This window comes from Variovorax sp. SG517, from assembly GCF_013376045.1.
Classification (GTDB): Bacteria; Pseudomonadota; Gammaproteobacteria; order Burkholderiales; family Burkholderiaceae_C; genus Variovorax.
In genome coordinates this window covers 89,779-115,128 of the sequence record NZ_JABMJG010000012.1, presented here as the reverse complement: position 1 = coordinate 115,128, position 25,350 = coordinate 89,779, and the positions used below count along the sequence as shown (strand labels likewise).

24 protein-coding genes are annotated in these 25,350 nt (G+C 68.6%); 8 read left to right on the top strand and 16 right to left on the bottom strand.

Translation table 11 applies throughout. The annotated features are described in order from the left end of the window. Positions 1-29 precede the first annotated feature (29 nt). From FHT32_RS30260 to FHT32_RS30240, 5 genes are read left to right on the top strand one after another with little or no spacing between them, the layout of a single operon-like run. A complete protein-coding gene (locus FHT32_RS30260; protein ID WP_176668245.1) occupies positions 30-950 on the top strand; it encodes a MoxR family ATPase in 921 nt (306 codons plus the stop codon). Next, on the top strand, positions 947-1,924 hold the full coding sequence (locus FHT32_RS30255) for a DUF58 domain-containing protein (RefSeq protein ID WP_176668244.1): 978 nt from the start codon (positions 947-949) through the stop codon (positions 1,922-1,924). The genes FHT32_RS30260 and FHT32_RS30255 overlap by 4 nt, the downstream gene beginning before the upstream one ends. Positions 1,925-1,937: 13 nt before the next feature. Then, positions 1,938-3,962: a DUF3488 and transglutaminase-like domain-containing protein gene (locus FHT32_RS30250; RefSeq protein WP_176668243.1), complete on the top strand. Its 2,025-nt coding sequence runs from the start codon at positions 1,938-1,940 to the stop codon at positions 3,960-3,962. 53 nt (positions 3,963-4,015) lie between these two features. Next, positions 4,016-5,140, top strand: a complete 1,125-nt coding sequence (mltB, locus tag FHT32_RS30245; RefSeq protein WP_176668242.1) for a lytic murein transglycosylase B — start codon at positions 4,016-4,018, stop codon at positions 5,138-5,140. Further along, positions 5,137-5,757 carry an N-methyl-D-aspartate receptor NMDAR2C subunit gene (locus FHT32_RS30240; protein WP_176668241.1) on the top strand — a complete coding sequence of 207 codons (621 nt, stop codon included), beginning with the start codon at positions 5,137-5,139 and terminating at the stop codon, positions 5,755-5,757. The genes mltB and FHT32_RS30240 overlap by 4 nt, the downstream gene beginning before the upstream one ends. 4 nt (positions 5,758-5,761) lie before the next feature. Here the strand turns inward: FHT32_RS30240 and FHT32_RS30235 are convergent, their stop codons facing one another. From FHT32_RS30235 to glpD, 16 genes are all read right to left on the bottom strand, one after another. Further along, complete coding sequence (locus tag FHT32_RS30235) at positions 5,762-6,250, bottom strand: hypothetical protein (protein ID WP_176668240.1); 489 nt, start codon at positions 6,248-6,250, stop codon at positions 5,762-5,764. After that, positions 6,247-7,317 (bottom strand): beta-ketoacyl synthase N-terminal-like domain-containing protein, encoded by a 1,071-nt coding sequence (locus FHT32_RS30230; protein ID WP_176668239.1) that lies wholly within the window; start codon positions 7,315-7,317, stop codon positions 6,247-6,249. Before FHT32_RS30230 ends, FHT32_RS30235 begins: the two co-directional genes overlap by 4 nt. Further along, positions 7,314-7,607 carry an acyl carrier protein gene (locus tag FHT32_RS30225; RefSeq protein WP_371132288.1) on the bottom strand — a complete coding sequence of 98 codons (294 nt, stop codon included), beginning with the start codon at positions 7,605-7,607 and terminating at the stop codon, positions 7,314-7,316. The genes FHT32_RS30230 and FHT32_RS30225 overlap by 4 nt, the downstream gene beginning before the upstream one ends. After that, on the bottom strand, positions 7,604-8,761 hold the full coding sequence (locus FHT32_RS30220) for an ABC transporter permease (RefSeq protein ID WP_176668238.1): 1,158 nt from the start codon (positions 8,759-8,761) through the stop codon (positions 7,604-7,606). The genes FHT32_RS30225 and FHT32_RS30220 overlap by 4 nt, the downstream gene beginning before the upstream one ends. Positions 8,762-8,771: 10 nt before the next feature. Continuing rightward, complete coding sequence (locus FHT32_RS30215; protein ID WP_176668237.1) at positions 8,772-9,680, bottom strand: ABC transporter ATP-binding protein; 909 nt, start codon at positions 9,678-9,680, stop codon at positions 8,772-8,774. After that, on the bottom strand, positions 9,680-10,660 hold the full coding sequence (locus tag FHT32_RS30210) for a BtrH N-terminal domain-containing protein (RefSeq protein ID WP_176668236.1): 981 nt from the start codon (positions 10,658-10,660) through the stop codon (positions 9,680-9,682). Before FHT32_RS30210 ends, FHT32_RS30215 begins: the two co-directional genes overlap by 1 nt. After that, positions 10,657-11,052: a hypothetical protein gene (locus FHT32_RS30205; protein WP_176668235.1), complete on the bottom strand. Its 396-nt coding sequence runs from the start codon at positions 11,050-11,052 to the stop codon at positions 10,657-10,659. The genes FHT32_RS30210 and FHT32_RS30205 overlap by 4 nt, the downstream gene beginning before the upstream one ends. Positions 11,053-11,054: 2 nt before the next feature. Beyond that, a complete protein-coding gene (locus tag FHT32_RS30200) occupies positions 11,055-12,188 on the bottom strand; it encodes a beta-ketoacyl-ACP synthase III (RefSeq protein WP_176668234.1) in 1,134 nt (377 codons plus the stop codon). After that, positions 12,178-13,167, bottom strand: coding sequence for a dialkylrecorsinol condensing enzyme (locus FHT32_RS30195; protein ID WP_176668233.1), 990 nt, complete (start codon positions 13,165-13,167; stop codon positions 12,178-12,180). Before FHT32_RS30195 ends, FHT32_RS30200 begins: the two co-directional genes overlap by 11 nt. Before the next feature lie 214 nt (positions 13,168-13,381). After that, positions 13,382-15,115: an ABC transporter substrate-binding protein gene (locus FHT32_RS30190; RefSeq protein ID WP_176668232.1), complete on the bottom strand. Its 1,734-nt coding sequence runs from the start codon at positions 15,113-15,115 to the stop codon at positions 13,382-13,384. A 110-nt stretch (positions 15,116-15,225) separates the two neighbouring features. After that, complete coding sequence (locus FHT32_RS30185) at positions 15,226-15,534, bottom strand: DUF2160 domain-containing protein (RefSeq protein WP_176668231.1); 309 nt, start codon at positions 15,532-15,534, stop codon at positions 15,226-15,228. Between the two features lie 12 nt (positions 15,535-15,546). Then, entirely contained in the window at positions 15,547-16,359 is an 813-nt protein-coding gene (locus tag FHT32_RS30180; protein WP_019656045.1) for a carbohydrate ABC transporter permease, read from the bottom strand. Further along, positions 16,356-17,246 carry a carbohydrate ABC transporter permease gene (locus tag FHT32_RS30175; RefSeq protein ID WP_176668230.1) on the bottom strand — a complete coding sequence of 297 codons (891 nt, stop codon included), beginning with the start codon at positions 17,244-17,246 and terminating at the stop codon, positions 16,356-16,358. Before FHT32_RS30175 ends, FHT32_RS30180 begins: the two co-directional genes overlap by 4 nt. A 61-nt stretch (positions 17,247-17,307) precedes the next feature. Further along, positions 17,308-18,378 (bottom strand): ABC transporter ATP-binding protein, encoded by a 1,071-nt coding sequence (locus tag FHT32_RS30170; RefSeq protein ID WP_176668229.1) that lies wholly within the window; start codon positions 18,376-18,378, stop codon positions 17,308-17,310. A 2-nt stretch (positions 18,379-18,380) separates the two neighbouring features. Next, on the bottom strand, positions 18,381-19,454 hold the full coding sequence (locus FHT32_RS30165; protein ID WP_176668228.1) for an ABC transporter ATP-binding protein: 1,074 nt from the start codon (positions 19,452-19,454) through the stop codon (positions 18,381-18,383). A 37-nt stretch (positions 19,455-19,491) separates the two neighbouring features. Then, a complete protein-coding gene (glpD, locus tag FHT32_RS30160) occupies positions 19,492-21,156 on the bottom strand; it encodes a glycerol-3-phosphate dehydrogenase (RefSeq protein ID WP_176668227.1) in 1,665 nt (554 codons plus the stop codon). A gap of 122 nt (positions 21,157-21,278) precedes the next feature. Between glpD and FHT32_RS30155 the strand changes: the two genes are divergently transcribed. From FHT32_RS30155 to FHT32_RS30145, 3 genes are all read left to right on the top strand, one after another. Beyond that, positions 21,279-22,049 (top strand): DeoR/GlpR family DNA-binding transcription regulator, encoded by a 771-nt coding sequence (locus FHT32_RS30155; RefSeq protein WP_176668226.1) that lies wholly within the window; start codon positions 21,279-21,281, stop codon positions 22,047-22,049. A gap of 25 nt (positions 22,050-22,074) precedes the next feature. After that, positions 22,075-23,574, top strand: coding sequence for a glycerol kinase GlpK (glpK, locus tag FHT32_RS30150; RefSeq protein ID WP_176668225.1), 1,500 nt, complete (start codon positions 22,075-22,077; stop codon positions 23,572-23,574). 92 nt (positions 23,575-23,666) lie between these two features. Beyond that, positions 23,667-25,304 carry a phosphoethanolamine transferase gene (locus tag FHT32_RS30145; RefSeq protein WP_176668224.1) on the top strand — a complete coding sequence of 546 codons (1,638 nt, stop codon included), beginning with the start codon at positions 23,667-23,669 and terminating at the stop codon, positions 25,302-25,304. The last annotated feature ends 46 nt before the right edge of the window (positions 25,305-25,350 follow it).

The window sequence follows — 25,350 nt, the reverse complement described above, 5'->3', positions numbered from 1 at the left end:
TACGGTATCGTTTGCATATGGATACAAATATGGACGTTGCCGCAAAGCTAGCCACTTTGTTAACCCAGCTTAACACGGTGATCGTGGGCAAAGAGGCCCAGGTTCGCGACTGCGTGGCCTGCCTGCTGGCGGGCGGCCACCTGCTGATCGAGGACGTGCCGGGCGTGGGCAAGACCACGCTCGCCCACGCGCTCTCGCACACCTTCGGGCTGCAGTTCTCGCGGGTGCAATTCACCGCCGACCTGATGCCGGGCGACCTCTCGGGCGTGGCGATCTACGACCGGGGCCAGCAGGCCTTCACCTTCCACCCCGGGCCGATCTTCGCGCAGGTGCTGCTGGCCGACGAGATCAACCGCGCCAGCCCCAAGACCCAGAGCGCGCTGCTGGAGGCCATGGAAGAGAAGCAGGTCACCGTGGAAGGCGAGACCCGCCCCCTGCCCTCGCCCTTCTTCGTGATCGCCACCCAGAACCCGCAGGACCAGCTCGGCACCTTCGCCCTGCCCGAATCGCAGCTCGACCGCTTCCTGATGCGCATCTCGCTCGGCTACCCCGACCGCGCCGCCGAGCGCCAATTGCTGGCGGGCATCGACCGCCGCGAGATGCTCGCCACCCTGCCCGCGATGCTGACCGCCGGCGAGCTGACCGCGCTGCAGCAGCGCGTGCAGCAGGTGCACGCGGCCGATCCGCTGCTGAACTACGTGCAGGACCTGATCGCCGCCACCCGCTCCGGCCGATGGTTCCTGCAAGGGCTCTCGCCGCGCGCCGGCATCGCGGTGCTGCGCGCCGCCAAGGCTCAGGCGCTGCTGGCCAACCGCAACTACGTCGCGCCCGACGACGTGCAGGCCGTGCTGCCGCAGACCATCGCGCACCGCCTCACGCCCGTGGGCGATGCGGGCCGAGGCGCGGTCGAGCAGGTGCGCGCCATGATCGCCGCGGTGCCGCTGCCGTGAACCCTGTGGGCGTCCTGCGCTCGCGCATCGACGGCTGGTTCCTGTCGCGCCGGGCGCCGTCCGACACGCTGGAGCTCACCCAGCGCAACGTCTACATCCTGCCCACGCGGGCCGGCTGGACGCTGGGCGCGACGCTGCTGGTGCTGCTGATCGCGTCGATCAACTACCAGCTCAACCTGGGCTACCTGCTGACCTTCCTGCTCGCCGGCAGCGTGGCCGTGGGCATGCATGTGTGCCACGGCACGCTGCGCGGGCTGGCGATGCACATGGTGCAGCCCGAGGCGCACTACGCGGGCGCGGCAGCCGTCTTCCGCGTGGTGCTGCACAACACCCGGCGCAGCGTGCGCTACGGTATCGGCATGGCCGTGCGCGGCAGCGGCCAATGGGCCTGGACCGACGTGCCGGCCGAAGGAACCTCCACCGTGGAGATCGCCTTCCAGCCCGAGCGGCGCGGGCTGCACCCGGTGCCGCCGCTCACGGCCGAGACGCGCTTTCCGCTCGGCACCTTCCGCGTGTGGACGGTCTGGCGGCCGGCCGCGCAGATGCTGGTCTATCCCGCGCCCGAGACGCACCCGCCACCGTTGCCGCCGGGTGAGCCGCTTTCCGGGCCAGCCGCGCTGACCGCGTCGATGCGCGCCCACAACGCCGGCGAATACGACGGCGTGCGCGCCTACCGCCGCGGCGATCCGCTCAAGCTCGTGGTCTGGAAGAAGGCCGCGCGCGCGCAGGCAACGGGCTCGGAAGACCTCGTCAGCCGCGACACCCAGCAGACCCAGCGCGAGGAGCTCTGGCTCGACGCGCAGGCCACCGGCCTCGCCGACACCGAAGGCCGCCTCTCGCGGCTGTGCGCCTGGGTGCTGATGGCCGACAGGCTGGGCGTCGACTACGGCCTGCGGGTGGCCGGCCGCGTCGTGAAGCCGTCGCAAGGCGAGGCCCACCGCCGGGCCTGCCTCGAGGCCCTGGCACTGTGCTGAACGGGAGCGCCGCATGAACCGAGTGATGCGCGAACTCGCCGCCCTGCCCCGCGACGCGCGGGACACGCTTTTCCTTCTCTGCGTGATCGGCCTGATCCTGCTGCCGCAGATCGAGAACCTGCCGTGGTGGTGCTCGTCCCTCACCGCGATGGTGCTGCTGTGGCGCGCCTCGCTGGCCGTGCAGGCGCGGCCGCTTCCGAGCCGCTGGTGGCGCCTCGGCCTGCTGGCGCTGATCCTGGCCGCCACCTACGCCACCCACCGCACGCTGCTGGGCCGCGACGCAGGCGTCACGCTGATCGTGAGCCTGCTCGCGCTCAAGACGCTGGAGCTGCGCGCGCGTCGCGACGCCTTCGTCATCTTCTTCCTGGGCTTCTTCGCGATGCTCACGAACTTCTTCTACTCGCAGTCGCTGCTGACGGCCTTCACCATGCTGCTGGCGCTGCTGGGCCTGCTGACGGCGCTGGTCAACGCGCACATGCCGGTGGGCCGGCCGCCGCTGATGCAGGCCGCGCGCACCGCGGGTTGGATGGCGCTGGCGGGCGCGCCGATCATGCTCGCCCTGTTCCTGCTGTTCCCGCGCTTCGCGCCGCTGTGGGGCACGCCCAGCGATGCGATGGTGGGGCGCAGCGGCCTGTCGAACACCATGCGCGTGGGCACCATCGCCGAACTGGCACTCGACGACCGCATCGCGGCGCGCATCAAGTTCGAGGAAGGCCGCACGCCGACACAGAGCCAGATGTACTTCCGCGGACCGGTGCTGGCGCAGTTCGACGGCCGCGAGTGGACCGCGCTGCCATCGTGGGCACGCGGCTCGCAGTGGGCGTCCAACCTGCGCGTGAGCGGCTCGCCTGTGCGCTACGAAGTCACGCTCGAAGCCAGCAACCGCCCCTGGCTGCTGACGCTCGACGTCGCGCAGAGGCCGCCGGAGGTGCCGGGCTTCGAGGTCAGTGGCACGCCCGACCTGCAGTGGTTCGCCAGCCGCCCCATCAACGACTTGGTGCGCTACAGCGCCGAAAGCTACACGCAGTTCCAGAGCGGCCCGCTCAGGCGCACCGGCGGCCAGCTGCAGGCCTACCTCGCGCTGCCGCCGGGCACCAACCCGCGCACCGCCGCGCTCGCCGCCGAGATGCGCGCCGACCCCGCGCTGGCCCAGGCCGACACGCAGGCCTTCGTGCAGGCCGCCCTGCGCCGCCTGCGCACCGGCGGCTACACCTACACGCTGGAGCCGGGCGTCTACGGCAACGACACCGCCGACGAGTTCTGGTTCGACCGCAAGGAAGGCTTCTGCGAGCACATCGCCTCGGCCTTCGTGGTGCTGATGCGCAACCTGGGCGTTCCGTCGCGCATCGTCACCGGCTACCAGGGCGGCGAGCTCAACAGCGTCGACAACTACTGGATCGTGCGCCAGAGCGATGCCCACGCCTGGGCCGAGGTCTGGCAGGAAGGCACCGGCTGGATGCGTGTGGACCCCACCGGCTCCGTCGCGCCGGGGCGCATCGGCCAGTTCCAGCGCCTGACCCCGCAGCCCGGACTGCTCGCCGGCGCCATCGGCTCGATGAGCCCCACCCTCGCGCAGAACCTGCGCGCCGTGTGGGAGGCGGTGAACAACGGCTGGAACCAGTGGGTGCTCAACTACACGCAGAGTCGGCAGCTCAACCTGCTGAAGAACATCGGCTTCGATGCCCCCAGCCTGGAAGACCTGGGCTATGTGCTGCTCTACCTGCTGGTGGCCGCGAGCCTGGCCGGTGCCGGATGGACGCTGTGGGAGCGCAGCCGGCACGACCCGTGGCTGCGCCTGCTGGGCCAGGCCCGCGCACGGCTGGCCAAGGCCGGCCTGAAGCTGCCCGACACCGCGCCGCCCCGCCAGATGGCGCAGGCCGCCGACGCGCGCTTCGGCCCGGCCGCGCAATCGGTGCGCGACTGGCTGCTCAAGCTCGAGGCGCAGCGCTATGCGCCGGCCACGCCGGATTCGCTTTCCACCCTGCGCGCGGAGTTCCGCCGCCTGGCGTGGCCCGGTGCCGATCGGGCAAGGGGCTGAAACCACATGTGTCGCTGAAGAGGGGCCGCGCGGGCGGACGGCACAATCGGCCCATGCGATTCCTTCTTCCCAAGCCTTCGCGCACCGCCACGGCGGCTGCAGCCCTCCTCGCCGCCTGCAGCCTCGCATGGTCCACGGGGGCCCTGGCCCAGAAGTCTCCCAACGGCCGCAGCGCCGCGGCCAGCCCGGTTCGCGGCAGCACGTCCTACGCCACGCGCGACGACGCGATGCAGTTCGCCGACGACGTCGCCGAGCGCCGCGGCCTCGACCGCGAATGGGTGCGCGCCACCATCGGCAGCGCGCGCTTCCTGCCCAACGTGCCGCGGCTGATGCTGCCGGGACCGGTGGGCACGGTGAAGAACTGGCAGACCTACCGCGGCCGCTTCATCGACCCGGTGCGCATTGCCGCCGGTGTGCGCTTCTGGCGCGCCAACGCCGACACGCTGGCACGCGCCGAGCAGGTGTACGGCGTGCCGCCGGAAATCATCGTCGGCATCATCGGCGTGGAAACCATCTACGGCCGCAATATGGGCAACTTCCGCGTGATCGACGCGCTGGCCACGCTCTCCTTCGACTTTCCCGATGCGCATCCGCGCGCGGCCGACCGCCGCGCCTTCTTTCGCGGCGAGCTCGAAAGCTTCCTGAGCACCGAGAGCCGCACCGCCGAAGACCCGCTCGTGCCGCTGGGCAGCTATGCCGGCGCCATGGGCATGCCGCAGTTCATGCCCAGCAGCATCGCCAAGTACGCGGTCGACTTCGACGGCGACAGCCGCATCGACCTCGTCAACAACCCGGCCGACGTGATCGGATCGGTCGCCAACTACTTCAAGTCCTTCGGCTGGCAGCCGGGCGTTCCGGCCATCTATCCCGTGCACTTCGAGGAGGCGCGGCTGCAGAAGGCGATGCTGCTGGCGCCCGACATCCTGCCGACCTTCAGCGCAGACAGCTTCGTGGCCGCCGGCGCGGTGCCCGAGGGCGACGGCATCAACCACAAGGGCCTGTTCGCGCTGGTCGAGCTGCAGAACGGCCTGGACATGCCGCCGACCTACGTGGCCGGCACGCGCAACTTCTACGTGATCACCCGCTACAACTGGAGCAGCTACTACGCCATGTCCGTGCTCGACCTGGGGCAGGAGGTCAAGGCGGCGATGGAACAGCAGCAACAGGCGGCCAAGTGACACCCGCGGCGCTGCTGGCGAACTGGAACGGCGCGTGGGGCGCGCTGGGCGTCGCCTCGCCCGGCAACGCGCTGTGCGACGAACTCCAGCGCCGCTACGCCGAGCCGCAGCGGCACTACCACACGATGCAGCACCTGGGCGAATGCCTTGCGTGGTTCGAGCGAGAGAAAGCGCTGGCCGAACGCCCGGGTGAAGTCGCGCTCGCGCTGTGGTTCCACGATGCGATCTACGACGTGCATGCGCACGACAACGAGGCTCGCAGCGCGGACTGGGCACGCCAGTCGCTGCTCGAAGCGGGTGTCGATGCCGCAGCGGCGGATCGGGTCCACGCACTCGTCATGGCCACGCGCCACGACGCCGTGCCCCAGGGCCGCGATGCCGAACTGCTGATCGACATCGACCTGTCGATCCTCGGCGCCGAGCGCGAGCGCTTCGACGAATACGAGCGGCAGGTGCAGGCCGAATACGCCTTCGTTCCCGACGAGGTGCGCCTGCCACGCCGGCGCGCGATCCTGCAGCGCTTCCTGGATCGCGAAGCGATCTACGCCACGCCGCGCATGCATGCGCAGCTGGAGGCGCGGGCGCGCGCGAACCTGCAGCGCTCCATCTCGGGCTGAGGCTTCAGGCCGGCACCAGCCGCCACCACTCCGAGCGCGCAGGCTTTGCGTCGCGCTCTTCCTCCACGATGCCGAACAGCAGCCCCTCGCGCGAAGCGCCGAGCTTCGCGAGCTGCAGCACGCGCTCCGGTTCGCGGCACAGCGCGAAGCTGGCGTCGCCCTGCCAATCCAGGCAGCGGCCGACCTCCGCCAGCATCAGCGCCGGCTGGCTCTGCATGAAGGTGAAGGGCATCGGCAGCCCGGCATCGAGCTGGGCCAGCCCCGCGTGCGTGGCGCCCCACGCGCCGCGCTGGCTGGAGACGCGGATGCGCGCAGCGGCCGGCAGCGCGGCTTCGCCGGCGGCGTCGAGGCAGCAGCGCGCGCCGTACATCGCCAGCTCGGTCCACACGCCCACGCGACGCGGCCGGCGGCCTATGCGACTCGCCAGATCGTCGCGCCACCCCTCGGGCGGCGGGTGCGCGACGAAGTGGGCCACCGTGCACCAGGCGGTCATGGGCCCGTGTCCTTCAACACCAGCGAAGCATGCCCGCCGCCGAAGCCCGCGAAGTTCAGCAGGATGTTGCGCAGCCTTCGCGGCGCCTCCTCGCACAGCGCGATGCCAAGCGAGGCATCGAGCGGGTAGCCCACCGCAGGCCACGCGCCGCCTTCGATGCAGCCGAGCAGCAAGGCCAGCTCCGCCGCTCCCGACGCGCCGAGCGTATGGCCCAGCATCGACTTGAGCGACACCAGCGGCGGCATCGGATCGAACACCTGCTTCAGCGCCTCCGCCTCGATGGCGTCGTTCACCGGGCTGCCGGCGGCCTGCACCTTGACGAGGTCGATGTCGCCCGGCCGCAGGCCGCCCTGCGCCAGCGCGTTGCGGCACATCGCGTGCACGGCCGTGGCCTCGGTGCCAGAGGGATTGCGGCCGTCGACCACGTTGGCGCCGCCCGCGACCTGCCAGCGCGAAGGCCGCGACGACAGCCGCAGCGCGGCCACCGCCTCGCCAAGCACCAGCCCGTTGCGCCCTTCGCCGAAGGGCCGGGCGCTGTCGGGCGACAGCAGCTGCATTGCACCGAAGCCAGCCACCGTGAAGCGGTTGCACATCTCGGCGCCGATCACCAGGGCTTGATCGGCATCGCCGGCACGGATCAGGTCGCAGGCCGCCAGCACGGCGTTCAGGGACGAGGTGCAGGCCGAGGACACGGTGAATACGGGCCCTCGCCAGTCGATCGCGCCGGCCACGACGCTGGCGAAGTCCTGCAGGTCGCCGCCGAGGCGCAGGTCCTGCTTCTCGTGCTCCATGAAACCGATGTCGAGCGAGGAGGAAGCGACGAAGAGCGGCGCGATTCGCGCGCCCCAGTCGCCCGTCTGCGCCGCCACGCCGCGCACGGTGTCGCGCAGGCGCTGCGTCCAGTCGCCCTCCTTCGGCGCCAGCGCGTGGACCGGCCAGCGGAAGCCTCCAGCCACGTCCACCGTCACGGGCGGCACGCCGCCGCGGCGCAGCGACGCGAGCGCGGACGGCATGTCCTCGCCCAGCACGCAGGCCAGGCCGGTGCCGGCGAGGTGGACAGGGTTCATGCCTTGCCAGCTTGACCAGCTTGACCAGCTTGCGAAAGGTGCTCCGCGAGGTGGGCGATGGAGGTCAGCGCCCGGCGCGTTTCCTTGCTGTCGGGCATGCGCACGCCGAAGCGCTGCTGGATCGTCATCGACACTTGCAGGGCATCGAGCGAGTCGAGGTCGAGCCGGGCCTCGGGGCCGAACAGAGGCTCGTCGTCGCCCAGGCCGCCGGGCGGCTCGCCCTTCTCTACGGCTTCGAGCACCATGGCCTTGAGGCTGGCGATGAATTCGGGGGTGACGGTGATGCTCACGATGCGCGCCTGCGGAAAAGAAGAACGGCCACGACGAACATCAGCGCCGCGAACGCGACCAGCCGGCCGACCTGCGGCAGGGTGTCGGCCACGCCGCCGCCGCGCAGCAGCACGGTGAGCAAGGCCTCAAGCCCCCAGTTCATCGGAGAAACCTCGACCAGCCGCTGCATGAAGCCCGGCATGACGAACTTGGGCACCATGATGCCGCCTGCCGCCGCCATCAGCACATTGACCATCGGCCCCAGGGTCGCGGCCTGTGCATGGCTTCGCACCACGCAGGCCAGCGCCAGCGACAGGCTCACGGCCGCCATGCTCACCGCGGCCAGCGACAGCAGCAAGGCGCCCCAGTGAATGCCCGCGAGCGACAGCGCATCGCCGCCGATCAGCGGCATGAACCAGATGCCCGCCGCCAGCATCAGCACCGCCTGCAGCGCGTTCACGCCCAGGTACGGCAGCGCCTTCGACGCCAGCAGCATGCCGCGCGACACGCCCAGGCTCTGCAGCCGGCCGAGCGCGCCCGAGCTGCGCTCCTGCACGAACAGGCTGGAGAGCGAGGCCACCACGAAGAACATGCCGAACACCAGCCAGGCCGGCACGTTCTGCTGCACCGAGGTGGGTCGAGGCCCGGCGGTGGAGAAACGTTCGGCGTGCACCATCGCCTGGATCGACGCATCCGGCGCCGGCCCCGCCGTGCCCGGTACCGCCAGCGCGAGGCGCGCCTTGAGCTCGCCCGACGCGCCGATGAGCTCGGCGCGCAGCGCATTGAAAAGGTTGGCGTCGATGCCCGGCTCGGTCAGCAGCCGGATGCGCGCCTCGGTCGAGAGCGCGGCCGACTCAAGCTCTTCGGAAAGCCCGGGCTCCATCACGATCACGTACTTCAGCGAGCCGTTGCGCAGCCGCTCCTGCCAGTCGGTGCCCAGCGGCTGCGGCGCGCCGTGGCCGCGCTGCCAGAGCTGCTTGAGCCATTGCGCGGGCGTCGCGGTGTCGCGCATGTCGATCGCGTAGCTCAGCTCGGCCAGCGGCGGGCGGTAGATGTCCTTCAGCGTGAGCGACATCAGCACGATGAAGACCATCGGCATCAGGAACAGCGCGGCCAGGCCGTGCATGTCGCGCGTGAGGGCTATCAGCTCTTTCTTGATGAGCGCGAGGAGCATGGGCGTCCGTTCAGTCGCGCAGCGAGCGGTGGGTGAGCGCCATGAAGAGCTGCTCCAGGTCATGGCGGCCGAACTCGGCGTGGCGCACCTCGATGCCCTCGGCTTCCAGCGCGGCCAGCACCGGTGCCGGGCCGCTGCCGGGGTTCAGGTGGATGCGCCAGTGCACGCCCCCCTGCTCCACCGTGCCGAAGCGCGAGAGCATGCCGGCATCGAGCCCGTCGGTCGCCAGCGTGAGCAGCATCGCGCTCTTCGACAGAAGCTCATCGAGCGAACCTTCGCGCAGCACATGGCCGCGGTCGAGGATCGCCACGCGGTCGGCGATCGCCTCGATCTCCTCCATGTAGTGCGAGGCGTAGATCACCGCCGCGCCCTGCTGCGCGAGGCTCTTGATGGCGTCGAGGATGAAGGCGCGCGATTGCGGATCGACGCCCACCGTGGGCTCGTCGAACAGCATCAGCTCGGGCTCGGGCAGCAGTGCGATGGCCAGGTTGAGCCGGCGCTTGAGGCCGCCCGAAAGCCGCTCGGCCCGCACGGCAGCGAACTGCTCCAGCTGCGCGAACTGCGTGCAGGCCTCGATGCGCTGCTTCTTACGTTCGCCCGAAAGGCCGCCGGCCGCCGCGAATACGGCCAGGTTCTCGGCCACGGTCAGCATCGGATAGAACGCGTGCTCCTGCGGCGCGACCGCGATGCGCGTGGGCGCCTTGGCCCGCACTTCCTTCAGCGGCTGGCCGTCGATGCGGATCTCGCCCGACTGCACGGCCAGCGCACCGGACAGGTGCGAGATCAGCGTGGTCTTGCCCGCGCCGTTCGGCCCCAGCAGACCCAGCACGCTGCCTTTGGGCACGGCGAGCGATACGTCGGCCAACGCGGGCGCGTCGGCGTGCGGGTAGCGGTAGCCGAGCCGGCGCAGCTCCAGCATCAGGCGACGGCGGCCTTCAGGTCGCGGAAGAAGCTTTCCTCTTGCTCGGCCTGCTCGCGCAGTTTCGCGGCCAGCGCGGCCGGATCGACCGCCTCGCGCCCCTTCACCATGCGTGCCGCCTTCAGCGCGAAGGCGCGCCAGCCGTCGCCGATGGCGATGAGCCGTTCCGACATCTGCTGCAGCTGCGGCTTGTCGAGCAGCTGCGCCGCCTCCTGCAGGAAGCCCGCATAGATGAAGCGGAAGCCCGCCCCGCCCGTGCCGATTTCTTCCTGCATGCGCACTAGGTGGCCGATGAAGTCGACGCTGCGCGGATCGGCCGGCGACAGCTTCTGCATGCGCGCGGCCAGCGTGCGCATGCCGCGCACGCCGACGATGGGAATGGGCGCGAGCATGGTGCGCACCGTCTTGCGGATCGCCTTGACCACCGAGGCCGCATCCACCGCCTTGCGCTCGATGGCCTGCGGGTAGTACATGAGGCCCTTGGGCGCCAGCACGCCCTTGGCGAAGCGGGCGCGCGCAAGGTCGCCGCTCGGGCAGCGCACGGGCTCCTCGAACACCGGGTCGCTGATGAGGTAGTCGTCGCCGTCCTTGCCGTACACCAGCAGGTTGTGCGCGTTGAAGTGGAAGCGCATGTTCGGCGGAAAGTACGGCAGCCAGTACACCGAGGTCTGCAGGCCCACGAGCTTGCCCTCGGCCAGCAGTGCGTCGAGCCGCTTCTGCCCGGCCTCGGCGCTGCCGAAGGTCTCGAAGCGGAAGCGCGCGGCCATCGGCGCCAGCAGGCCCTTGATGATGGCCTTGGGTGGCATGCGGTACGAAATGAGCGGCAGGCCCGACAGCTTGATGAACGGCAGGTACGCGAACGAAAGAGCCGACGACAGCCCCAGCGCCATGCTCTCGCTCATCGGCGCGCCGTGGTGGCGCATGAGGCTGGAGATGACGCCGCTTTCGCAATGCGCCGCCTGTTGATGCTGGAAGTTCACGGCAGCCCCTGCAAGGTGGAAACGGGCAGGCCCAGCGCCTCGCCATAGCGAGCGAGCTGCGCCGGCGAAAGCGCGGCGAAGTGGCGCGGCTGCAGGTGGCGGCGCACGCGCCACTGCCAGAAGCCGCTGGTCTGCGAAAGCAGCGCCACGTCCATGCGGCGCTCGTACATCCAGTATTCGAGCGGCGAGGCCAGCCCCGCCTTCACGCGTTCCCTGGCTTCACGGGCCTGCTCGACCAGCACGTCGACCGCGTGGCTGGTGACGATCTCTTCCGCCTCCCAGCCGCGCGAGGTGGTGGTGACCACACGGCCCTGCGCGTCACGGGCGTACATCAGCTTCGAATGACCGTCGAGGGTCGCGTTGCCCTCCTGCGGTACTGCATCCAGATCCATGGCTACACAGCCTCCATGTGGATGAAGCCGCTCGAGAAGCGGCCGCTCTCGGGCACGAACATCAGCAGCTTCTGGCCGGGCTCGATGCGCCCCGATCGGAACAGCTCGTCGAGCATGATGTAAGGCGAGGCCGAACCCGTGTTGCCCTTGGTCGCGAGATTGCTGAACCAGCGCTCGCGCGGAATCGGAAAGCCCAGTTCCTCGAGGGCCCGGCTCACCGGCTCCACGAAGTATTGCGATGAGAGATGCGGCAGGAACCAGTCGACGTCCGCCGGCTTCAGCCCGCGCCGCTCGATGACTTCCGCAAGCGGCTCGGCCAACGTGGCGCGCACGATGTTCTCGTTGAGCAGGCGCACGTCCTGCTTCACGGCGAAGGTGGATTCGCTGCGCCACTCGTCGGGCGACTTGCGCGCCCAGCCATCGAGGCCGCCCTCGGCGTTCTTCTCGGCGCCAGCGTACATGCAGGCCGGCAGCTCGTGCGCGGCCGAGGACAGGTCGATCCAGTCGATGCGCAGCGACAGCGGCCCGCGCGGCGCGTTCTCCAGCAGCACGGCACCGGCGCCATCGGAGAGCATCCAGCGCAGGAAGTCCTTCTCGAAGGCAAGTTCCGGCCGTGCCTCCAGCGCCTCGACCTTGTGCTCCAACTCGGCCTCGAAGCGCGAGCCGCGCATCACGGCCGATGCCAGCTCGGAGCCGGTGGCCACCGCGCGCCGCGCGTCGCCTGCGCGCACCGAGAGCCACGCGTGCTTCAGCGCCGCAGCCCCTGCCAGGCAAATGCCGGCGCAAGCCACCACTTCGAGCCGCGGCCAGCCGAGCTCGCCGTGCACCATCACCGCGTGGTTGGGCATGAGCTGGTCGGGCAGCGAGGTGCCGGTGACGAGGCAGTCGACCTGCCCCACGTCGCCCAGCGCGCGGATGGCGCTGGCCGTGAGCTGCGCGTTGGTCATCGCCAGCTTGCCGGTGGCGCGGTCGATGGCGTAGTGGCGCGACTGGATGCCGTTGCTGCGAAGGATCAGCCGCCGCGCACGGGAGGCCTTGCCGCCGATGCGACCGAGGACGTCTTCGATGTCTTCATTGCTGACCGGAGAAAAGGGCAGGAAAGCGGCAGTACGGGTCAGGAAGACATCAGTCGTCATAGAGAGGGGTGCGGTCCGTGGCTGAGCCCGACGGGCACTCGAATTTGGCCGTCATTCTAGTCAGCCACCCCCTGAACAGAGGTCGCAGAAGCGCCTGCAGGCTCAGGCTCACGGGCACTACCGTGATGATCAGTACCAGCAGGAACAGCACGTACAGCAGCAGCAGCGGCTTGCGCTGCCAAGCGCCGGGCCCGCCCGCAGCCATGATGAGCTTGCCCCAGAGATAGAAGCTGCGGGTGCCGGCCTTCTCGCTGATGAGCAGCCTGGCATTGGCCTGCACCGCGCCGAGGCCGGAAAGCAGCGGCTGCGTGCCGCGCTCCAGGTCCTGGTGAAGCGCGTCGCGCAGGGCGCGGCCGAAACGGGCCGTACCCGCGATCTGCTCGGTACTGAGCCCGGCATCGGGCATGCCCCAGAAGCCGCGCTTGCGGCCCCAGATCAGCCAGGCAGGGGTGGTGAAGAAGGTGGCGAGCGTGGGGCCGGGGTCGGTGAGCACCACGTTGTCGATCAGCCGCGCGCCCACGTCGTCGAGCATGCCCTTGAGCTTTTCCTGCGCCAGCAGCCACATGTTGCGGCAGGCGATGACGGTGACCACCGGCTTGCCCTTGAGCAGCCGCGCCGCCACCGGATGCTTGAGGAAGGCCGCCACCGGCTGCGAAGGCGCCAGGAACCACACCTGGTAGGGCAGCACGACGAGGTCGAAGTCTTCGTCGCCCGTGAGCGAGAGCGGCGCCAGCGGCTGCGGCTTCATGTGGGCCGACTCGGGAAAGGCGTCGAAGAAGGTCAGGAAGGGCCAGGGAAAGGGATACGGCTTCAGCGGCCGCAGCACTTCCTCGTGCACCTGGATGGTCGGGTCCGCCTTCAGCGGCGCGACGATCCTGTCGGCGACCTCGTCGAGCTGGCCGGACTGCGAATAGCGCAGGACCAGGACGCGCTTGACGCTCGAAGGCGCGTGGGAAGGGCTGGAAAGACTGGAATTCACTGGCTAGGGCATTTCGGGGGCCGTCGAATGTAAGCGAACCGCCCTGCAAACGCATCTGCCAATGGTCATGGCGTCGCGGCAATCAGACGCTCGAAGCGGTCAAATTGCGCTCGAACGGACGGCAATGCGAAAAAACGAGCAAAAAAAGGGCCGCGCCTCGCGGCACGGCCCTGTCTGCCGGCTGTTGCTGCCGGATGAGGAAGTCGCCGGGCGCTCAGCGCACCTTGCCTTCCTTCCAGGCGCTCAGCAGCTTGTTGTAGTCGATGGTCTCGCCCTTGGGCTTCTCGTTGGCCAGCTTCTTCCACGGCGCGCGGTCGTCGCTCAGGTACTTGGCCGGGTCGCCCTTCGGATTGAGCTTGGGCGCGCACTTGGCCATGCCGGCGCGTTCCAGGCGGGCCATCACGTTGTCCATCTCGTCGGCCAGGTTGTCCATGGCCTTCTGCGGCGTCTTCTCGCCCGTCACGGCCTCTGCCACGTTCTTCCACCACAGCTGGGCCAGCTTGGGGTAGTCGGGCACGTTGGTGCCGGTCGGGGTCCAGGCCACGCGCGCGGGGCTGCGGTAGAACTCGATCAGGCCGCCGTACTTGTTGGCGTTCTGGGTGAAGTAGTCAGAGCGGATGTCGCTGTCGCGGATGAAGGTCAGGCCGGTGATCGACTTCTTCAGCGAGGTGGTCTTGGCGGTGATGAACTGCGCGTAGAGCCATGCGGCGGCCGTCTTGTTGGCGTCGTGGCCCTTGAAGAAGGTCCACGAGCCCACGTCCTGGTAGCCGTTCTGCATGCCCTGCTTCCAGTACGGGCCGTTCGGGCCGGGGGCCATGCGCCACTTGGGCGAGCCGTCGTCGTTCACCACGGGCAGGCCCTTCTTGGTCATGTCGGCGGTGAAGGCGGTGTACCAGAAGATCTGCTGGGCGATCTGGCCCTGCGCGGGCACCGGGCCGGATTCGCCGAAGGTCATGCCCATGGCTTCCTTGGGCGCGTACTTCTTCATCCAGTCGATGTACTTGGTCAGCGCGTAGACGGCGGCCGGCGAGTTGGTCGCGCCGCCGCGGGCGACCGATGCGCCGGTGGGCGTGCACTTGTCGGCCGCGACGCGGATGCCCCACTCATCGATCGGCATGCCGTTGGGAATGCCCTTGTCGGCCGCGCCGGCCATCGACAGCCATGCGTCGGTGAAGCGCCAGCCCAGCGACGGGTCTTTCTTGCCGTAGTCCATGTGGCCGTAGATCGGCTTGCCGTCGATGGTCTTCACGTCGGTGCTGAAGAACTCGGCGATATCTTCGTAGGCGCTCCAGTTCAGCGGCACGCCCAGGTCGTAGCCGTACTTGGCCTTGAACTTGTCCTGCAGGTCCTTGCGCGCGAACAGGTCGGCGCGGAACCAGTACAGGTTGGCGAACTGCTGGTCGGGCAGCTGGTAGAGCTGGCCGTCAGGCGCGGTGGTGAAGCTGGTGCCGATGAAGTCCTTCAGGTCGAGGCCGGGGTTGGTGAACTCCTTGCCGGCGCCGCCCATGTACTCGGTCAGCGACATGATCTTGCCGTAGCGGTAGTGCGTGCCGATCAGGTCGGAGTCGGACACCCAGCCGTCGTAGATCGACTTGCCCGACTGCATCGAGGTCTGCAGCTTCTCGACGACGTCGCCTTCCTGGATCAGGTCGTGCTTGACCTTGATGCCGGTGATTTCCTCGAAGGCCTTGGCCAGCGTCTTCGATTCGTACTCGTGGGTGGTCAGGGTCTCGGAGACGACGGAAATCTCCTTCACGCCCTTGGCCTGCAGTTTCTTGGCTGCCTCGATGAACCACTTCATCTCGTCCATCTGCTTGTCCTTGGACAAGGTCGATGGCTGGAACTCGCTGTCGATCCACTTCTTGGCTTCGGCCTCGCCGGCCGTTGCCGCACCATGCGCGGCGAACATCGCCGCCGCAAGTGCCAATGCCGTGTAGCGCATCTTCATGGAACTGTCTCCTCGGTTGTTGCTTCCCCGGTGTTGTGTCCGATCACGGCTCCGGGGAGGCGGAGAGCCGGAACGCTTTTGGAATCAGGAAAGAAGCGGAACGGCGCCCCTCAGCCCTTGCGCATGATGAGCGCCAGCAGGCCCATCGACAGCACGAAGCTGATCCACACAGAGGGCTCGGCCTCGAGGCTGAACCACTCCTGGAACTTGCCCGCCAGGCCCACGAAGACCAGGTTCACGTAGGCCGCCGACAGCAGCCCGATGAAGAGCCTGTCGCCGCGCGTGGTGGCCATCGGCAGCCAGCCGCGCCGCAGCGTGGTGGGCGACTTGAATTCCCAGATCGTCATGCCGACCAGCATCAGCGCGATGCAGACGAAGAACACGGCCACCGGAGTGGTCCAGACCATCCAATCGAACATTTCCGTGCCTCCTCAAACACGACCCATCGCGAAACCCTTCGCGATGTAGTGACGCACGAACCAGATCACGATGGCGCCCGGCACGATGGTGAGCACGCCGGCCGCGGCCAGCGTCGCCCAGTCCATGCCCGACGCGCTCACGGTGCGCGTCATGGTCGCCACGATGGGCTTGGCGTTCACGCTGGTGAGCGTGCGCGCCAGCAGCAGCTCGACCCAGCTGAACATGAAGCAGAAGAACGCCGCCACGCCCACGCCGGCCTTGATGAGCGGCAGGAAGATCGTGAGGAAGAAGCGCGGGAAGGAGTAGCCGTCGATGTAGGCCGTTTCGTCGATCTCGCGCGGGATGCCGCTCATGAAGCCTTCCAGGATCCACACCGCCAGCGGCACGTTGAACAACAGGTGCGCGAGCGCCACGCCCAGGTGCGTGTCCATCAGGCCGACCGTGCTGTAGAGCTGGAAGAACGGCAGCAGGAACACCGCGGGCGGCGTCATGCGGTTGGTCAGCAGCCAGAAGAAGACGTGCTTGTCGCCCAGGAACGAATAGCGCGAGAAGGCGTAGGCCGCCGGCAGCGCCACGGTGAGCGAGATCACCGTGTTGATCGCCACGTAGATCAGGCTGTTGATGTAGCCCGAGTACCACGACTCGTCGGTGAAGATGCGCGCGTAGTTCGCCCAGGTGAGCTGCTGCGGGAAGAACGAGAAGCTCGACAGGATCTCCTCGTTCGTCTTGAAGCTCATGTTGATCATCCAGTAGATGGGCAACAGCGCGAACAGGATGTACAGCACCAGGAAGATGCTGCGCTTGTGAAATCTCTTCTCGTTCATTTCTCCACCTCCGCTTCCTGCGTGCCGACCCGCTGCATCCAGTTGTAGAGCACGAAGCACAGCAACAGGATGATGAGGAAATAGATCAGCGAGAACGCCGCCGCCGGACCCAGGTCGAACTGGCCCACGGCCTTCTGCGTGAGGTACTGGCTCAGGAAGGTGGTGGCGTTGCCCGGCCCGCCGCCCGTCAAGACGAAGGGCTCGGTGTAGATCATGAAGCTGTCCATGAAGCGCAGCAGCACAGCGATCATGAGCACGCCGCGCATCTTGGGCAGCTGGATGTAGCGGAACACCGCGAACTTGCTCGCGCCGTCGATGCGCGCGGCCTGGTAGTAGGCGTCGGGAATGGAGCGCAGGCCCGCGTAGCACAGCAGCGCCACCAGCGGCGTCCAGTGCCACACGTCCATCACCAGCACGGTGAGCCACGCGTCGGTGGCGCTGCCGGTGTAGTTGTAGTCGATGCCCAGCTTCTGCAGCGCGTGGCCCAGCAGGCCGATGTCGGCGCGGCCGTAAATCTGCCAGATGGTGCCCACCACGTTCCACGGGATCAGCAGCGACAGCGCAACCACCACCAGCACGGCGGAAGACTTCCAGCCCTTGGCCGGCATCGACAGCGCCAGGCCGATGCCCAGCGGAATCTCCACCAGCAGCACCGACAGCGAGAAGCCCAGCTGGCGCCACAGCGCCTGGTGCAGCTCGTCGTCGCGCATCACCGCTGCGAACCATTCGGTGCCCACGAACACGCGGCGCTCGGGCGAGATGATGTCCTGCACCGAGTAGTTGACCACCGTCATGAGCGGCACGATGGCCGAGAAGGCCACGCAGATCAGCACCGGCAGCACGAGCCACCAGGCCTTCTGGTTGATCGGTTTGTTGGCTGCGTTCACTTAAGTACCTCCGTGCTTCGCACTTCGGTGCGAGCTTGTTTGGGGCGGCCCGGCACTGCGCTCATGCCACCAGTTCCTCATCCTTGTAATAGCAGGTGTGGGTGTCGAGCACCCGCACCCACACCGTGTCCCCCACCGCCGGCGGGCGGTCGTCCGAATGCAGCCGCACCTTCAGCAGGCTGCCGCCGGCCTCCACCGTCAGCATCACGTGCGTGCCCACGTCCTGCACCTGCTTAGCCACGGCAGGCACGGCGCCGGCCGCGCCCGCGTTCGACAGGCGCAGGTACTCGGGGCGGATGCCGATCTTCAGCGGCCCCTGCGGCAGTTCGCGCGTGGGCACCAGCGGCGTTCCGGCCACTTCGATGGTGCCGTTGCCGCTTTGCGCCGACAGGAAGTTCATGCCCGGCGAGCCGATGAAATGCCCGACGAAGGTGTGGGCCGGCCGCTCGAAGAGCGCGTCGGCGCTGCCCACCTGCACGGCCTTGCCGCGCGTCATCACCACCACCTCTTCCGCGAAGGTGAGCGCCTCGACCTGATCGTGCGTCACGTAGATCAGCGTGAGCTTCAGCTCGCGGTGGATCTGCTTGAGCTTGCGGCGCAGCTGCCACTTCAGGTGCGGATCGATCACGGTGAGCGGCTCGTCGAACAGCACCGCCGACACGTCGCTGCGCACCAGCCCACGGCCGAGCGAGATCTTCTGCTTGGCGTCGGCCGCGAGGCCCGCGGCGCGCTGGTTGAGCTGCCCGCTCATGTCGAGCATCTCGGCGATCTCGCCCACGCGCTTCTTGATCTGGTCGGCCGGCATCTTGCGGTTGCGCAAGGGGAACGCGAGGTTCTCGGCCACGGTCATGGTGTCGTAGATCACCGGGAACTGGAACACCTGCGCGATGTTGCGTTCCTGCGGCGTGGCGCGCGTCACGTCGCGGCCGTCGAAGGTCACGGTGCCCTGCGAAGGCACGAGCAGGCCCGAGATGATGTTCAGCATGGTCGTCTTGCCGCAGCCCGAAGGGCCGAGCAAGGCGTAGGCGCCGCCGTCGCGGAAACTCATCTTCAGCGGGAGCAGCGCGTAGTCGCTGTCCTGCGTGGGGTTCGGGCGGTAGGCGTGGGCGAGGTCGAGGTCGATGCGTGCCATGGCTAGTCTCCTTTGCGCCACGCGGGCGCCAGCGCCAGCTTTTCACCGGCATCGAACACATAGGCTTGCGACGCGCTGAAGTACAGCGTGAGCGAGGCACCCAGTTCGAAGCGGTGCACGCCGGTGAGCTGCGCCACCAGTTCGCCGACTGCGGTTTCGACGTGCACGAAGGTGTCGGAGCCCGAGATCTCGGCCAGCTCCACCTTGCCGGGCAAGGCAATGTCGCCCTCGCCCGCATCGACGTTCAATGCGCTCGCGCGAAGTCCGACCGTGACGGGGCCTGCGACGCTTTCGGGCACGGCCAGCGCCAGCGCGGGGCCACCGGCCAGTTGCACCTTGCCTGCGGTCGCAGTGCCGGCCAGCAGGTTCATCGGCGGATCGCTGAAGGCGCGCGCCACGCGCAGCGACTGCGGCGCGTGGAACACCTCGGCCGTGGGGCCGTACTGCAGCAGCTCGCCGGCATCCATCACCGCGGTGTACCCGCCCAGCAGCAGTGCTTCACCAGGCTCGGTGGTCGCGTAGATCACGGTCGAATCGCCGGTGGCGAAGAGCTGCGTGAGCTCCTCGCGCAGGCCTTCGCGCAGCTTGTAGTCGAGGTTGACCAGCGGCTCGTCGAGCAGCATCAGCGGCGCGTTCTTGGCGAGCGCGCGCGCCAGCGCCACGCGCTGCTGCTGGCCGCCCGAGAGCTCTTGCGGATAACGATCGAGGAACATGCCGATGTGCAGCTTGTCGGCCAGCGCCTTCACCCGCGCGTCGATGTTCGACTCGCCGCGCAGCTTGAGCGGCGAGGCGATGTTGTCCGCCACCTTGAGCGACGGATAGTTGATGAACTGCTGGTAGACCATCGCGACGTTGCGCTCGCGCACCGGCATGCCGGTCACGTCCTTGCCGTCGACCAGCACCTTGCCGGTGGTGGGCGTATCGAGCCCCGCCATCAGCCGCATCAGGCTGGTCTTGCCCGCCTGCGTGGCGCCCAGGAGCACGGTGACCGCGCCGCTTTTGGGCGCGATGCTCTGCTCGTAGAGCCATGTCTGCGCACCCACCTTCTTGGTGACGCGCTCGAGTGTCAATTGCATTGGCGCTCTTCCTCTTCTCTTCCCTTGTGTGTCCGGCCTAGTTGCCGCCGGCGCGGACTTGTTGCGGCTGTTGCTGCAGCCAGCGCGCGACCTGCTCGCGCTGCTCGGGCGTGTAGTGCAGGCCCAGCTTGGAGCGGCGCCAGAGCACGTCTTCGGCGCTCATGGCCCACTCGTTGTCCTGCAGGAAGCGCAGTTCGCGCTCGAACAGGCCAGGCGCCACTTCGGTACCCAGGTCGGCCAGGGACTTCGCGTCGCCGAGCAACTGCCCGATGCGCGCGCCGTAGGCCCGCGCCAGGCGCCGCGTCAGCTGGCCCTGGAGCCAGGGGTACCTGGCCTGCACGGCCGAGACGAAGCGCTCGAAGTCGTCGTCGGGCCGTTTCGCGGCGCCGATCCAGTCCGACAGGTCGCCGCCCGCGAGGAAGGCGCCGTCGGTCCATGCCGGGCGTTGCGCGCCCGACTGGCCCAGCATGCGCCCCACTTCGTCGGCCGCGTCCTCCGCCAGCTTGCGGAAGGTGGTGATCTTGCCGCCCCACACCGACAGCAGCGGCGCGGCCTCGGTATTCGACTCGAGCAGGTAGTCGCGCGTGACGGCGGAGGGGTCGCCCGAATCGTCGTCCAGCAGCGGGCGCACGCCCGAGTAGGTCCAGACCACGTCGGAAGGCGCGATGGGCTTCTCGAAGTAGCGGCTGGCCTGGGTGCAGAGGTAGTCGATCTCTTCCTGCGCGATGCGCGCGGCGCCGGGGTCGTCGCCGGTGAGTTCGATGTCGGTGGTGCCGATCAGCGTGAACTCGTCCTGGTAGGGAATGGCGAAGATAATCCGCTTGTCGGGGTTCTGGAAGATGTAGGCGTGGTCGTGCTCGAACAGGCGCGGCACCACGATGTGGCTGCCCTTCACCAGGCGCAGGCTCTTGGTGGCCAGGGTCTCGCCCCTGGCCGATTGCGCCACGCCGCGCAGGAAGGATTCGGCCCAGGGCCCCGCGGCATTGACCACCGCGCGGGCGCGCAGCGTGCGCTTGTTGCCGTCGGCGCCCAGCAGCGTGGCGGTCCAGCCATCGGCGTCGCGCTTCGCGTTCACGCAGCGCGTGCGGGTCAGCACCTCGGCGCCGTGCGCCTGGGCGTCGAGCGCGTTCAGCACCACGAGGCGGGCGTCGTCCACCCAGCCGTCGGAATAGATGAAGCCGCGCTTGTACTGCGCCTTCAGCGGCTTGCCGGCCGCATGCGCGCGCAGGTCGACGCTGCGGGAACCCGGCAGCACCTCGCGGCGGGCGAGGTGGTCGTACATGAAGAGGCCGATGCGGATCATCCAGGCCGGGCGCATCGACGGGTCGTGCGGCATCACGAAGCGCAGCGGCCACATGATGTGCGGCGCGCTCTTGAGCAGCACCTCGCGCTCCTGCAGCGCCTTGCGCACCAGCGAGAACTCGTAGTACTCGAGGTAGCGCAGGCCGCCGTGGATCAGCTTGGTGGAGGAAGAAGAGGTGTGCGAGGCGAGATCGTCCTTTTCGCACAGCACCACGCGCCAGCCGCGGCCCGCGAGATCGCGTGCGATGCCGCAGCCGTTGATGCCGCCGCCGACGATCAGCACGTCGCAATCGGTGGCTGGCGCGGGCGAACCGGAAGAAAAAGCGCTCACAGGAATTGGGTCCGTTGAAGCGTGACTTTGGTCACTGACGGCGGCCATTGTATTTTCGAGTTTTTTCATTTGGATTCCTTTTGGCGCGATTTTCCTACGAGTTTTCCCTTAGGCCGATTCGTTTTTGTTCGCTTTAAAGTGACGCGCCGAGTACTCTCGGCCTCAGTCTTCCCGCATTCCAAGACGCCTCCGTGAACTCCAATCCCCGCCAGATCAACCTCCTGGACACCGTGCGCGCGCGCGGCTCCGTCACCGTCGAGCAACTCGCCGACATGCTCGGCGTGACCCTGCAGACCGTGCGGCGCGACGTGCAGCGGCTGGCCGACGCGGGGCTGCTCACCCGGTTCCACGGCGGCGTGCGCGTGCCCAGCTCGACCACGGAGAACATCGGCTACCAGCAGCGCGAGACGCTGCACGCCGAAGGCAAGGCGCGAATCGCGCGCCGCGTGGCGCAGCTGGTGCCCAACGACTGCTCGCTGATCCTGAACATCGGCACCACCACCGAGGCCATCGCCAAGGCGTTGCTGCGCCACACCGGCCTGCGCGTGATCACCAACAACCTGAACGTGGCCACCATCCTCAGCGGCAACACCTCGTGCGAGGTGATCGTGGCGGGTGGCTCGGTGCGCCCGCGCGACCGCGCCATCGTGGGCGAGGCCACCATCGACTTCATCCGCCAGTTCAAGGTCGACATCGCCCTCATCGGCGTGTCGAGCATCGAGGCCGACGGCTCGCTGCGCGACTTCGACCTGCGCGAGGTGAAGGTGGCGCAAACCATCATCGCGCAGGCGCGCGAGGTGTGGCTGGCCGCCGACGCCAGCAAGTTCAACCGGCCGGCAATGATCCAGCTGGGCACCCTCTCGCAGATCGACCGGCTCTTCACCGATGCCGAGCCGCCCGCGCCCTTCAGCGATCTGCTGAACGCCGCCCAGGTGCGCCTGGAGATCGCGCGCGAGAACTGAAGACGAACAGAAGGAACAAGAACGAATGACGACCACCTACCTGCTCGCCCTGGACCAGGGCACCTCCAGCTCGCGCAGCATCGTGTTCGACCGCGAGGGCCACATCGTCGCCATCGCGCAGAAGGAACTGACGCAGATCTACCCGCAGCCCGGCTGGGTCGAGCACGACCCGATGGAAATCTGGCGCAGCCAGCTCGCCACCGCGCGCGAGGTGCTCGCAAAGGCGAAGCTCAAGCCCACCGACATCCACGCCATCGGCATCACCAACCAGCGCGAGACCACCGTGCTGTGGAACCGCAAGACGGGCCAGCCGGTGCACCACGCCATCGTCTGGCAGGACCGTCGCGCCGAGCCGCTGTGCGCGCAGCTGCGCGACGAAGGCATGACGGACACCATCCGCGAGAAGACCGGCCTCGTCATCGACGCCTACTTCTCCGGCACCAAGCTGCGATGGCTGCTCGACAACGTGTCCGGCGCGCGCGAACAGGCCGCGCGCGGCGAGCTCGCCTTCGGCACCGTCGACAGCTGGCTCATGTGGCAGCTCACCGGCGGCAAGGTGCACGTGACCGACGTGAGCAACGCCTCGCGCACCATGCTCTTCAACGTGCACGCCAACGAGTGGGACGCCGACCTGCTGAAGGCGCTCGACATTCCCGCCTCGCTGATGCCGAAGGTGCAGCCCTCGAGCTCGCACTTCGCGGATACCGACGCGGCGCTGCTGGGCCACGCACTGCCCATCGGCGGCGTGGCCGGCGACCAGCAAAGCGCCCTCTTCGGCCAGGCCTGCTTCGAGGCCGGCATGGCCAAGAACACCTACGGCACCGGCTGCTTCCTGCTGATGCACACCGGCGGCGAGTTCCAGCCCTCGCACAACGGCCTGCTCGTAACCAGCGCGGCGCAGACCGATGCGAAGCCGCAGTACGCGATGGAAGGCAGCGTGTTCGTCGGCGGCGCCGTGGTGCAGTGGCTGCGCGACGGCCTCAAGGCCATCAAGGGCAGCGCCGAGGTGCAGTCGCTCGCCGAGAGCGTGCCCGACGCGGGCGGCGTGATGATGGTGCCGGCCTTCACCGGCCTGGGCGCGCCCTACTGGGACGCCGACGCGCGCGGCACGATCACCGGCCTCACGCGTGGAACCACGGTGGCGCACATCGCGCGCGCCGCGCTGGAGAGCATCGCCTACCAGAGCGCCGCGCTGCTGCAGGCCATGAGCCGCGACGCGGTGGCCGCCGGCGGCAAGCCCGTGGCCGAACTGCGCGTGGACGGCGGCGCGAGCGTGAACGACCTGCTGATGCAGTTCCAGGCCGACTTGCTCGGAATTCCGGTGGTGCGGCCCGAAGTCATCGAGACCACTGCGCTCGGCGCCGCGTACCTCGCGGGCCTTTCGACCGGGGTCTACACCGACGCACGACAGCTGTCGAAGCTGTGGAAGATCGAGCGGCGCTTCATGCCGACCATGGGTCGCGCGCAGGCCGAGGAATCGATGGCGCGCTGGGAGCGCGCCGTGCGCCAGGCTACGGCGACCTGATTCCAAAGACCCCGCCACCGTCGGGGCACTGAGGTCGGCAGCACGAGCCCGGGGGCAGAATTCGCCCGCTTCCGATCTGTTGCGCTGCCTGCTTGACCACTTCAACCAACGAAATCTCCCCGTCGCGCAACGCGCTGCTCGCCTGCGGCGTGGTCGGAGCCACGCTCCTGGCCCTCATCGCGCTGGGCCACGACGGCCGCCGCATTGCGCAACTCGCGGTGCTCGCCCTGCCGATGGTGCTGTGGCTCGCATGGCCCTTGCGCAGCGCCCGCATGCGGCACGTGCGCACCGCGCTCGTGTGGCTCTGGGCGATGGGCTTCGCGATCGACGGCGCGGTGCGCGCCTACCTGCTCGACACCTACCAGGCCGCACCAGACGGCACGATGGTGCTCGGCGCCGCGGCCAACACCAACGCACGCGAAGGCGCCGAATACCTGTGGATGCACTGGCGCTCTGCCGCCGTGTGGGGTGCGGTGCTGGTGGTGGCGGGCGTGCTCGTGGGCATGTTCGCGCGGCGCGGTGCCGCGGCGGGCGCGGCGCCGTCGGCTCGGCCTTCGCGATGGATGGTGGCCCTCGTCGCGCTGCTGCTCCTGCTCTCTTGCGTGGCCTATGCCAGCAAGCCCTGGCGCAGGCTGCATCCGGCGATCTTCTGGACCCAGTGGGTCGATTCCCTCCATGCGCTGCGCTCCGCCTGGGCCGACCAGCAGAAGCAGCGCGACCGCCTGATGGCGCAGGCCAAGGCCATCGCGCCCGCCATGACGCAGTCGGGCCCCTCCACCGTGGTGCTGGTCATCACCGACAGCATCAACCGCGACAACATGGCCCTCTACGGCTACGGCCGCCCGACCACGCCGCGCCTGCTCGCGCACAAGGCCCAGACCGGCGACCAGATGGCGGTGCTGAAGAACGCATGGTCGGTGGACGCCAGCACCCTGCCCGCGCTGCGCAACATGTTCCACTTCGGCCTGCCCGACGCAGAGAACCCGCCGCACGTGCTGGCACTCGCACGCGCCGCCGGCTACAAGGTCTGGTGGATCAGCAACCACGACGACCTCGCCATCGAACAGCAGCACGCACGCCTCGCCGACGTGGTCGACATGGTCAACCGCACCCCCGGCCGTGCCAGCGCGTCGCTGGACGGCGAGATCCTCGACTGCGTGCAGGAAGCAATGGCGGACACCAGCACCGATCGCAAGCTCATCGTCGTCCACCTGATGGGCGCGCACCCGCACTACAGCCTGCGCTTTCCCGCGAACGCCAACCCTTTCGACGACAACGTCGATGCGGTGGAGAACGGCCTGGTGAAGGACGGCCGCTCGGCCTGGGTGCGGCGCTTCAGGCAGGAATACGACGCGGCGCTGCTGTATCACGACTTCGTGGTGTCGGAGCTGCTGCAGCAGACGCGCGCTCCCGGTAAGCCGGGCGAGTACCGCGCGTGGATGTATCTGTCGGACCACGGACAGGAGGTCGGCCACGTGAGCGACCGCGCGGGACATAGTCCGTCGACCGCATCGGGCTACCGCATTCCCGCCGTGGTGTGGCGCAACCGGCAGCCGCTGCCGCGGGATGCGGCGCTGCAGCCGTTTCGGGCGGACTGGGCGGGGTGGACCCTGATGGACCTGCTCAATGTCCGGTGGAATGGGCAGAAGCCGGAGCGGGATGTGCTGGGGGATGCCTATCGGTGGGAGGCGCCGGGGATTCCAGTGGCTGTTGAGTCGTTCTCGCGCTAGGTCTTGACGGTCGAACGACTGCAGGCGAACTCATCTTGCGATCAAG